Origin of the sequence: Chryseobacterium manosquense (assembly GCF_014623485.1) — a bacterium.
GTDB lineage: Bacteria > Bacteroidota > Bacteroidia > Flavobacteriales > Weeksellaceae > Kaistella > Kaistella haifensis.
Genome location: NZ_CP060203.1, coordinates 2,738,151 through 2,749,979, shown reverse-complemented (window position 1 = coordinate 2,749,979; position 11,829 = coordinate 2,738,151). Strand labels below are relative to the sequence as shown.

Annotated in this window: 7 protein-coding genes; 4 read left to right on the top strand and 3 right to left on the bottom strand. The window is 36.9% G+C overall.

Features of this window, described 5'->3' with window-relative positions; genetic code table 11:
* Positions 1-100 precede the first annotated feature (100 nt).
* From H0S70_RS13065 to H0S70_RS13050, 4 genes are all read left to right on the top strand, one after another.
* On the top strand, positions 101-742 hold the full coding sequence (locus H0S70_RS13065; RefSeq protein WP_188321094.1) for a hypothetical protein: 642 nt from the start codon (positions 101-103) through the stop codon (positions 740-742).
* Positions 739-1,200, top strand: coding sequence for a hypothetical protein (locus H0S70_RS13060; protein WP_188321093.1), 462 nt, complete (start codon positions 739-741; stop codon positions 1,198-1,200). Before H0S70_RS13065 ends, H0S70_RS13060 begins: the two co-directional genes overlap by 4 nt.
* A 7-nt stretch (positions 1,201-1,207) precedes the next feature.
* On the top strand, positions 1,208-1,960 hold the full coding sequence (locus tag H0S70_RS13055) for a hypothetical protein (RefSeq protein WP_188321092.1): 753 nt from the start codon (positions 1,208-1,210) through the stop codon (positions 1,958-1,960).
* Positions 1,961-2,129: 169 nt separating this feature from the next.
* Positions 2,130-2,690, top strand: a complete 561-nt coding sequence (locus H0S70_RS13050) for a hypothetical protein (RefSeq protein ID WP_188321091.1) — start codon at positions 2,130-2,132, stop codon at positions 2,688-2,690.
* A gap of 142 nt (positions 2,691-2,832) precedes the next feature.
* Here H0S70_RS13050 and H0S70_RS13045 read toward each other — a convergent pair whose 3' ends face one another.
* From H0S70_RS13045 to rpoB, 3 genes are all read right to left on the bottom strand, one after another.
* Positions 2,833-3,138 (bottom strand): DUF3467 domain-containing protein, encoded by a 306-nt coding sequence (locus H0S70_RS13045; RefSeq protein ID WP_188321090.1) that lies wholly within the window; start codon positions 3,136-3,138, stop codon positions 2,833-2,835.
* Between the two features lie 110 nt (positions 3,139-3,248).
* A complete protein-coding gene (gene rpoC, locus H0S70_RS13040; RefSeq protein ID WP_188321089.1) occupies positions 3,249-7,514 on the bottom strand; it encodes a DNA-directed RNA polymerase subunit beta' in 4,266 nt (1,421 codons plus the stop codon).
* Between the two features lie 109 nt (positions 7,515-7,623).
* Positions 7,624-11,451 carry a DNA-directed RNA polymerase subunit beta gene (gene rpoB, locus H0S70_RS13035; protein ID WP_188321088.1) on the bottom strand — a complete coding sequence of 1,276 codons (3,828 nt, stop codon included), beginning with the start codon at positions 11,449-11,451 and terminating at the stop codon, positions 7,624-7,626.
* Between the last annotated feature and the right edge of the window lie 378 nt (positions 11,452-11,829).

The window sequence follows — 11,829 nt, the reverse complement described above, 5'->3', positions numbered from 1 at the left end:
TTTGGTTTAACTTAGCACTAAGATTTAAAAAAATCTTTTTTACTCAGACGTGGTTTGTCTGAGTTGAGGAGTAGATTTGTAGAACAATTAAAAATACAAAATGCCATTATTACCATTAATCTGGATCATAAGTATCCTTACAGGAGGAGTAGCAATTTTTTTAGCTTCGAGAAAATTTGCAGAAAACATAAAAAATCTTTTTAAAGATCCGAACAGAAATAAATTAGGAATATTAGGCATGCAAGGATCTGGCAAGACACTATATTTATGCCATCTTCGAAAAGTTGAATATGAAGAAAAAAATACTGATCTACACACTCCGTATTCCGAATTCACTTATGAAACAAATTCTGGAAAGATTATTCACATTGAAGCTGGCGAAGATATTAGTGGAATAGACTATAATAGAATGTTCTATATTTCAATAATGGAAAAATCTGATGTTATTTTCTATTTTTTTGATATTAGTAGATATTTTACAGAACTTGATTATGAAAGAGAATGCAACAGCAGATTTTTATATCTTTTCGATTACTTTGAGAAAAATAAGACTAAAAAATTAATAGTATTTGCTTCACACTTAGATAAATGCCAAGAAAAAAAAGGTACGATTCCAGGAAAGTTTAGAAACATGTTAAAAAATAAAACATATAATAAACTATTGGAGAAAACTCATTTCATCAATCTAACATCCGAGAAAGAGCTGATAGAAATAACAAACTTAATTTTCGAAAAAAAATGAAAAGATTACTATTATCACAAAATGAAAACAACAACGGAGATAATTACCTTGTTTTAAATGGTGAAGTTCTTTCAAAAAGTCCAGATAATCTACAATACATTCAACTATTTTCGGATACAAAAAAATACAAAGAGATCTTTAGAGACGATTTTCTTGCAATAAAAGAAAAAAATAATGCTATCCTATTTTCATCTCACTATGTAGATAAAGATAACATGGGTAGGCAAATTTTTTATATGTATTTTCTTGATGAAAAATATAATCTTGAGCAAATTTTACAACTTCTAATTTTAGATTCAAAAAAGATAAATCGAACAATTGATTTTGAAAAAACTTTACAAATTGTTAAGAAAATTGAAGAAAATAATATCTTAAAAAGAAAACTAAACAAATATATTAGTATTGCATTGCTCATATTAATTTTATGTACTTCAATAGCATATTTTATATTAAAATAAATTACAAATGAAAGAACAACTTCCTGAAGTTATATTATTCCAAGCAGACGAAAAAGCACGAGGATATGAATACCAATTACCTCCCAATAAGCAGTTGCCAAAAACAATTAAAGTTAAATCTTTCGACTATGACTTAGCAGATTTTTTAAAAAAATTTACGTTAGTCGGTGGAAGACCTTCTCAAAATTCAGTATATTTTCTTCATCCATATAAAAACAACATTTACGTAAGTGATAATTTGGATGCTAGTTATTTCCTGAAAGAAAAAATTCATCTGTTTAAAAAGGTTGGGCAATTATTAGGTGCAAAATCAATTAAAACAAAAGTGAAGGAATCACAAAGCGAAGTAAATACTTTCGCAGGAAAAATAGAAGCTCTTTATAAGTTGATCAAAGGCTCTGGAGAAATTAAGTCTGAAACTACCAAAATTGATAAGACATCTTTAGAAATTTCCGATACTTATGAATTACAAGATAATTTCGATCTGAATAAAAACATTGATAATCTTCGAAAATTAATCAGAGAAAACAATCTTAATCATGAATTAGAGCTTATATCTCTAATTGATGCTCGAGATTCTCGAACATCTGGAACAAAAATTAGTAAAAGACATGTAAATTCAGAACTTTCATCTGAATACAATCATCTTTTGGAAACATCTATGGCTATACAAAATCCAGTATTTGATGTAAGTGCAAAATTTAACAAACATACTAATCGTCTAAATGTGTTAAGTATAGACATAACTTATGAGTTTTAATAATTCATATATTTAATCTAACAAATGCATTCAACCCAAAAAGACCACCACCTCTCCAAAATCCCCAACCTCTCCCGCCTCCCGTGGGTAGGTTCGGAGTTTTTTAATGCAGAAAGAAGATTGCTTATTATTAAAATAATATTTTCATTAAAAAAACACAAAAAACACTTTGAAAAACCTCACATACAAACCCCATATCGGAAAAAACTATGGTACTTCTGAGCTTGGAAAATTATTAATCATTGGAGATTCTCATTATTTCAATAATGGTTTACCTCATAATTTGTCGGAGTTTACGGTTGAAAAAATAAAAGAACTGAGAATCATCTCAGCCAATTTTTATGATAAAGTCGATGCTGTATTAAACCAAGGTGGGAAACACGACATTTGGGATAAAATTGCATTTGCCAATGCGATACAAACACCGTTTTCATCGTCCGACCAAAAGCCAACCAGAAATGATCTGGATACCGCAAAACTCGCTTTCCGGGAGTATTTGGATATGACGAAGCCAGAAAAAGTGATTGTTTTTTCTAGCCGTATTTGGGAACATTGTTTTAATAAAGCAGGATGGGGAAAGCATCTGGACAAGATAGATAACCGATGGAACATCCGAGAATTAAACTATGATGGCGGAACTTGCAAAGCAATTGGACTTCATCATCCCTCAACGCCAGGTTTTGACAAGTTAAAATTTCAAAATATTGTGGCGCAATTCTTAAATAATTAAGTAGAAAAAAGAAAATAGATTAAAGATTTAAAATCAATGGTTTAAAATTTAAAACTATATTTTAAAATTATTCAAAGTGCTTACTAAACAAAAATCCCGATTCAAATAAATGAATCGGAATTTGTATGTTAAGCGAAAAATCTTAAGCTTGAACGTTGTTACCTCCTACTACGAAAGGCTCTACCTCTTTGATTTCGCCAAATTGCTGCTCATAGTTAGCAACATTTTGTTGTAATGCATTCAATACTCTTTTTGCGTGCAAAGGTGCCAAGATTACTCTTGAACGAACGTTAGCTTGTTGCACACCCGGCATCAATTGGATAAAATCTACTACGAATTCTGAAGGAGAATGATTTACTAAAGCTAGGTTACAGTAAACACCTGCTGCGATCATCTCGTTTAAGTTGATGTTGATGTTGTTTTGGTCGTTGTTTTGGTTGTTGTCCATTTTTTTTTAAATTTTAGATATTAGATGTTAGATTTTAGATGTTAGACTTTAGACAGCAGACTTCAACGGTTAAATATCTGAAATCTGATGTCTGTTGTCTAATATCTTATTTAGTTCAAGTCTTCAAATTCTTTTTTAGACCCTACGATTACATTTTGATAATCTTTAAGACCGGTACCTGCAGGGATTCTGTGACCTACAATTACGTTTTCTTTCAGACCTGTTAGGTAATCTACTTTTCCGGATACTGCTGCCTCGTTGAGAACTTTTGTAGTTTCCTGGAACGAAGCTGCCGACATGAAGGATTTGGTTTGTAGCGCTGCTCTGGTGATCCCTTGTAATACCGGGGTTGCAGTTGCAGGTAATGCTTCACGCACTTGTACTAACGCTAAATCTTCACGTTTCAGTTTAGAGTTTTCGTCTCTCAGTTCTCTTGCGGTAATCATCTGACCTGGTTTGAAGACTTTGGAATCACCGGCATCTGTTACAACTTTCAATCCGAATACACGGTTGTTTTCTTCCAAGAAATCGAATTTATGCTCTAATGCACCTTCAAGGAACTGGGTGTCGCCACCATCAACGATCGATACTTTCGTCATCATCTGTCTAACGATGATTTCGAAGTGTTTATCATCAATTTTCACCCCTTGAAGTCGGTAAACTTCCTGAATTTCATTAACCAAATATTCCTGAACCGCAGTTGGTCCTTTGATTTTCAGGATATCGTCCGGAGTAATCGATCCGTCGGAAAGTGGCGAACCAGCTCTCACGAAGTCGTTTTCTTGAACAAGGATCTGGTTAGAAAGTTTAACTAAATACTTCTTAATCTCACCAGTTTTAGATTCTACGATTAATTCACGGTTACCTCTCTTAATTTTACCATAAGAAACTACCCCGTCAATTTCTGTAACTACAGCAGGATTAGAAGGATTTCTCGCTTCGAATAATTCGGTTACTCTTGGTAAACCTCCTGTAATATCCCCTGCTTTTGCAGATTTTCTAGGAATTTTGATTAAGACTTTACCCGCCTTAATTTTCTCACCATCATTTACCATTAAGTGAGCTCCAACCGGTAAGTTGTATGCTTTTTGCTCAACTCCTTTGGAATCTACCACTTTCAAGGTAGGAACGGCTTTCTTGTTTCTTGATTCAGAGATAACTTTCTCTTCGAAACCAGTCTGCTCATCGATTTCCAACTGGAATGAAATACCCTGGATGATGTCTTCGTACTCTACCTTACCGGCAGATTCAGCAATAATTACCGCGTTGTATGGATCCCATTTCGCAATTACATCGCCTTTTTTCACTTTATCACCTGGTTTTACCAGTAATTCGGAACCGTAAGGAACGTTGGCAATCATCAATGGTGTACGTGCTGCATTGTCTGCAACCAAACGGAATTCCGTTGAACGAGACACAAGGATTTCAGCTTTTACGCCTTCTTCGTTTTCCGAAGTTACCGTTCTCACCTCGTCCATTTCCACGATACCGTCGCGACGTGCAACAATCGATGGATTTTCTGAAATATTTCCTGCAGTACCACCCTGGTGGAAGGTTCTCAGCGTAAGCTGGGTTCCGGGCTCACCAATAGACTGTGCTGCGATAACTCCTACTGCTTCACCCATGTGAATCGGTTTACCTGTAGCAAGGTTACGTCCGTAACATTTCGCACAGATTCCTTTCTTGGTTTCACAAGTAAGTGGTGAACGTACTTCTACTGCTTCAATTCCTGCTGCTTCGATTTTCTTGGCTAGTGCCTCGTTAATCAGTTCGTCTGCGTTAGCGATTACTTCATCGGTTTCCGGATCGTAAACATTGTGAAGAGAAACTCTACCTAAGATTCTTTCAGAAAGTCTCTCTACGATTTCGTCGTTTTTCTTTAATGGAGTAATTTCTGTTCCTCTTAAAGTTCCACAGTCGTTTTCAGTAATGATCACATCCTGTGCAACGTCTACCAATCTTCTGGTTAGGTAACCAGCATCGGCAGTTTTAAGAGCGGTATCCGCTAGACCTTTACGTGCACCGTGAGTAGAGATAAAGTACTCAAGGATCGAAAGACCTTCTTTAAAGTTTGCTACAATCGGGTTTTCGATAATCTCAGCACCTGTAGAACCAGCTTTTTGCGGCTTAGCCATCAAACCACGCATACCGGAAAGCTGACGGATCTGTTCTTTGGAACCCCTTGCACCGGAATCAAGCATCATATACACTGAATTGAACCCACCTTGGTCGGTTTTCATTCTGCTCATGATCATTTCTGTTAATCCCGCGTTGGTATTGGTCCAAACGTCGATCACCTGGTTATATCTTTCGGTGTCTGTAATAAGACCCATGTTATAGTTGGCCTTAATTTCGTCCACGTTAGCAACCGCTTCCGCGATCATGGTTTTCTTTTCCGCAGGGATCACGATATCTCCTAAACTAAATGATAAACCTCCTTTGAATGCATTAGAATAACCTAAGTTCTTCATATCATCAAGGAATTTCACAGTCGTTGGGAAATCGGTATCCGCTAAAACTCTACCAATAACGTTTCTCAATGATTTTTTAGTTAAAAGCTCATTGATATATCCTGATTCTTTTGGTACAATTTGGTTGAATAAAATTCTTCCAACGGTAGTTTCAGTTAACTTGGTAGTAATCACGCCATCTTCTTTGATTGGCAATCTACATCTTACTTTAGCATTTAAAGAAACTTGTCCTTCTGCGTAAGCTATTTCTACTTCTTCCGGTGAATAGAAAGCTAAACCTTCGCCTTTCACCTTCATCGTATCTGTAGAATCCAATTGTTTGGTCATGAAATAAAGACCCAAAACCATGTCCTGAGATGGTACCGTAATTGGAGAACCATTTGCCGGGTTCAAGATGTTCTGAGAACCTAACATCAATAATTGAGCTTCCAAAATTGCTTCCGGTCCTAAAGGTAAGTGAACCGCCATCTGGTCACCATCGAAATCCGCGTTGAATGCCGTAGTAACCAATGGGTGCAACTGAATCGCTTTACCTTCGATCATTTTTGGCTGGAACGCCTGGATTCCCAGTCTGTGCAAAGTAGGTGCCCTGTTCAAAAGAACTGGGTGTCCTTTCATTACGTTTTCTAGGATGTCATAAACTACAGGTTCTTTTCTGTCGATGATTCTTTTTGCTGATTTTACGGTTTTTACAATACCTCTTTCAATCAGTTTTCTGATGATGAACGGTTTGTAAAGTTCTGCAGCCATATCTTTCGGGATACCACATTCGTGAAGCTGTAAGTTTGGACCTACAACAATTACCGAACGAGCTGAATAATCCACACGCTTACCAAGTAAGTTCTGACGGAAACGACCTTGCTTACCTTTCAATGAATCTGAAAGAGATTTCAATGGTCTGTTAGATTCAGATTTAACAGCAGAAGATTTTCTTGTATTATCGAATAATGAATCTACAGATTCCTGAAGCATACGCTTCTCGTTTCTAAGGATTACTTCCGGAGCTTTGATCTCTAAAAGTCTCTTCAAACGGTTGTTTCTGATGATTACTCTTCGGTAAAGATCATTCAAATCTGAAGTTGCGAAGCGCCCTCCATCCAATGGAACCAATGGTCTTAGTTCTGGTGGAATAACAGGAAGAACGCGCATAATCATCCATTCCGGTTTGTTGATCATTCTGGTGTTTGCACCACGGATGGCTTCAACAACATTTAATCTTTTTAGGGCTTCAGTTCTTCTTTGTTTTGAAGATTCGTTGTGTGCTTTGTGACGTAAATCGAAAGATAGCGTATCTAGGTCGATTCTTTTCAATAATTCTTCAACCGCTTCTGCTCCCATTTTGGCAACAAATTTATTTGGGTCAGAATCATCAAGATATTGGTTTTCAGCAGGAAGTGTATCTAAAATATCTAGATATTCTTCTTCTGTTAAAAATTCTTTGTCTTCGAAATCGGAACCATCTGCTTTTTTAGCAATACCCGGCTGGATTACGACATATCTTTCGTAATAGATAATCATATCCAGTTTTTTGGAAGGTAAACCAAGAAGGTAACCGATTTTGTTAGGTAAAGAACGGAAATACCAGATATGAGCCACAGGAACAACTAGACCGATGTGGCCGATTCTTTCTCTACGTACTTTTTTCTCGGTAACTTCTACCCCACATCTGTCGCACACGATTCCTTTGTAACGGATTCTTTTGTATTTACCACAAGCACATTCGTAATCCTTCACAGGACCGAATATTTTCTCGCAGAACAAGCCGTCTCTTTCCGGTTTGTGGGTTCTGTAGTTAATGGTTTCCGGTTTTAAAACTTCACCTCTTGAATCCTGAAGGATCGATTCGGGAGAAGCAAGACCGATCGTAATTTTACTAAAATTACTTGTTTTATTTTTATTTGACATTTTTTATTTTGATTAAAAGATTAAAAGATTGAAAGCTTTAAAAATAACTTTCGTTCTTATCGTCTTGGAGTTAATTAATGATTTAATTTTTTAATAATTAAATTTTAACTTACTCCTCCAATCTTATATCAAGGCCAAGACCTTGCAACTCGTGAAGTAATACGTTGAAAGATTCCGGAATACCTGGTTCAGGCATTGCTTCACCTTTCGCGATGGCTTCATAAGTTTTCGCTCTACCAATCACATCATCCGATTTCACGGTAAGGATTTCTCTAAGGATATTGGATGCACCGAATGCTTCGAGTGCCCAAACCTCCATCTCACCGAATCTTTGTCCACCAAACTGCGCTTTACCACCCAAAGGTTGCTGCGTAATCAATGAATAAGGTCCGATAGAACGTGCGTGCATTTTGTCATCAACCATGTGACCGAGTTTCAGCATGTAAATTACCCCAACAGTTGCCGGTTGAGAGAATCTCTCGCCAGTTCCACCATCATATAGATAAGTTGAACCGAATTCCGGAAGACCTGCCTGATTGGTGTACTCGGTAATTTGATCGATATTAGCCCCATCGAAGATCGGTGTAGCGAATTTCAATCCTAATTTCTGACCAGCCCATCCAAGAACAGTTTCGTAGATCTGCCCGATGTTCATACGTGAAGGTACCCCAAGTGGATTCAATACGATATCAACAGGAGTTCCGTCTTCTAGGAATGGCATATCTTCTTCGCGAACGATTCTAGAAACAATACCTTTGTTACCGTGACGTCCTGCCATTTTATCACCTACGTTCAGTTTACGTTTTTTTGCGATGTAAACTTTAGCTAGTTTAATGATACCTGCTGGAAGTTCGTCTCCGATTGAGATTGCAAATTTCTCACGGTTTTTAACCCCTTGAATATCGTTGAATTTGATTTTATAGTTGTGAATCAACTGTTTAACCAATTCATTTTTATCGGCATCTACGGTCCAGTCTGCTCCACTTACGTTTACATAATCTTCAACACTTTGAAGTAATTTGGTCGTAAATTTCACTCCTTTTCCGATGATTTCTTCATCAAGATCGTTTTTCACACCTTGCGAAGTTTTACCGTTCACCAAAGTTCCTAATTTTTCGAGGAGGGTATTTCTTAATTCATCGAATTTCGCTTTGTACGTATTTTCGATTTCCTCAAGTTTCAGTTTCTCTTCGGATCTTTTCTTTTTGTCTTTGATGTTTCTTGAGAACAATTTCTTGTCAATTACAACTCCTCTTAATGATGAATCTGCTTTCAAAGAAGCATCTTTCACATCACCGGCTTTGTCACCGAAGATCGCTCTCAATAGTTTTTCTTCCGGAGTTGGATCAGATTCACCTTTTGGAGTGATTTTACCAATCATAATATCTCCAGGTTTCACGTCAGCTCCGATACGGATCATACCGTTTTCATCAAGATCTTTAGTAGCTTCTTCAGAAACGTTTGGAATATCAGCGGTCAATTCTTCCATACCTAATTTGGTATCACGAACTTCCAATGAATATTCATCCACGTGGATTGAAGTAAACCAGTCCTCACGAACTACTTTCTCGTTGATTACGATCGCATCCTCAAAGTTGTATCCTTTCCAAGGCATGAAGGCTACCACAAGGTTTCTACCTAATGCCAACTCTCCGTTTTCAGTTGCGTAACCGTCGCAAAGTACTTGCCCTTTCTGCACTTTATCACCTACTCTTACGTTTGGTCTCAAAGTGATGGTTGTACTTTGGTTGGTTTTTCTGAACTTGGTCAGTTTATAAGTTTTCGTCGCAGATTCGAATGATACTAAATCATCGTCTTCGCTTCTTTCGTATTTGATGGTAATTTTATCAGCATCTACGTACTCTACCGTACCGTTTCCTTCAGCATTAATCAAAATTCTGGAGTCTTTAGCAACTTGTTGTTCCAAGCCAGTACCTACGATTGGCGCCTGTGGCTTCAACAAAGGAACAGCTTGACGCATCATGTTGGATCCCATCAGCGCACGGTTCGCATCATCATGCTCCAAGAATGGAATTAATGAAGCGGAAATACCGGAAATCTGGTTAGGTGCAACATCGATCAAGTCAACCTGCTGTGGCTCAACTACCGGATAATCACCATCAAGACGTGCAATTACACGGTCTGTAGCGATTGTTCCGTCTTCGTTCATCTCAACGTTAGCCTGCGCAATAACTTTATCTTCCTCATCTTCTGCATTCAAGAAAACTGCAGGAGTTTTCAAATCTACTTTTCCGTTGTTTACTTTACGGTAAGGAGTTTCGATGAAACCTAAGTTGTTGATTTTTGCATAGATTCCTAAAGAAGAAATCAAACCAATGTTTGGTCCTTCAGGAGTTTCGATCGGACAGATACGACCATAGTGAGTATGGTGAACGTCACGCACCTCGAAACCTGCTCTTTCTCTTGATAAACCACCAGGTCCTAGTGCAGAAAGTCGACGCTTGTGCGTGATTTCTGATAGCGGGTTGGTTTGGTCCATGAACTGAGAAAGCTGGTTGGTACCAAAGAATGAGTTGATTACTGATGTTAAAGTTTTTGCATTAACAAGGTCAATTGGAGTAAAGATTTCGTTATCTCTAACGTTCATTCTCTCGCGAATTGTTCTCGCAATTCTTGAAAGACCAACACCGAATTGTCCTGCCAATTGCTCACCAACAGTTTTAATTCTTCTGTTTGACAAGTGATCGATATCATCAACTTCCGCTTTTGAGTTTACCAATTCGATCAAGTGACGAACGATGGAAATGATGTCTTCTTTGGTTAAAACTTCCGTTTTTTCAGGAATATTTAAACCTAATTTTTTGTTCAATCTGTAACGGCCAACTTCACCTAATGAGTAACGCTGTTCAGAGAAGAATAATTTTTCAATGATTCCTCTTGCAGTTTCTTCATCGGGCGGATCTGCGTTTCTTAACTGACGGTAAATGTATTCTACTGCCTCTTTTTCAGAGTTTGTAGGGTCTTTTTGTAAAGTATTCTGAATGATGGAGAATTCGTTTGAATTTTCTTTGTGAATCAAAATTGATTTCACACCTGCATCCAAAATAAGGTCTAAATGTTCTTTTTCAAGAACGGTTTCTCTATCCAAGATGATTTCATTTCTTTCGATGGAAACTACTTCACCTGTATCTTCGTCCACGAAATCTTCAAACCAAGTGTTCAAAACTCTCGCAGCCAAAGTTCTTCCTTCTACTTTTTTCAATGCTGCTTTAGAAACTTTCACTTCTTCCGCAAGATCAAAAATCTGAAGAATATCTTTATCAGATTCAAATCCGATTGCTCTTAATAAAGTTGTTAACGGTAATTTTTTCTTACGGTCGATGTAAGCATACATTACGTTATTGATGTCGGTTGTAAATTCCATCCAAGATCCTTTGAAAGGAATAATTCTGGAATAATACAACTTCGTTCCGTTGGCATGGTAAGTTTGACCAAAGAATACCCCCGGAGAACGGTGTAACTGAGTTACGATAACACGTTCTGCACCATTGATGATGAAGGATCCGGAAGGAGTCATGTAAGGAACCGGACCTAAATAAACGTCCTGTACAACGGTCTGAAAATCTTCGTGTTCAGGGTCTGTACAATACAATTTAAGTCTTGCCTTCAAAGGAACCGAATAAGTCAGTCCTCTTTCCACACACTCGTCGATCGAGTAGCGCGGTGAATCAACCAAATAATCCAAAAACTCCAGTACGAACTGGTTTCTGGAATCGGTAATTGGGAAATTTTCTTCAAAGGTTTTGTAAAGAGTTTCATTTACTCTTTGCTCCGGAAGGGTGTCCAACTGGAAAAATTCTTTGAAAGATTGGATCTGAATGTCCAAAAAGTCAGGTGTTTCAATTTTTCCTTTTGCTGCGGAAAAATTGATTCTTTCGTTTCCCTGAGTTTTAGCGACTGCTTTAGATTTACTCATAAAAATTTTAAAGAATGAGGGGTTAAAAAATATTTTGTTTTTATTCAAAAATATCAGAATGACAAGAGATAAGTTAAAAGCAAAAAAAAGTAAAAGTGTTTTTGGCGCTCACGTAAGAACCTCTTTTCCATTAAGTTAAATCTTTATCTTTCTAACTGCAACACTGGTATATCTTTTCACAGTGTAATGCAAAATATTTTTATTTTTATCTAATGGATTTAAAAATACATCAATACCATAAAATAGAAAGAGCCCTTTCAAAATATGAAAGAGTTGATTTTCAATAGATTACTGTATTATGTTTAATTTTAGCGCCAAAAGAGACTGCAAATTTACAATATTTTAAATTCATAAGCAAAAAAAACCATCTCAAAATGA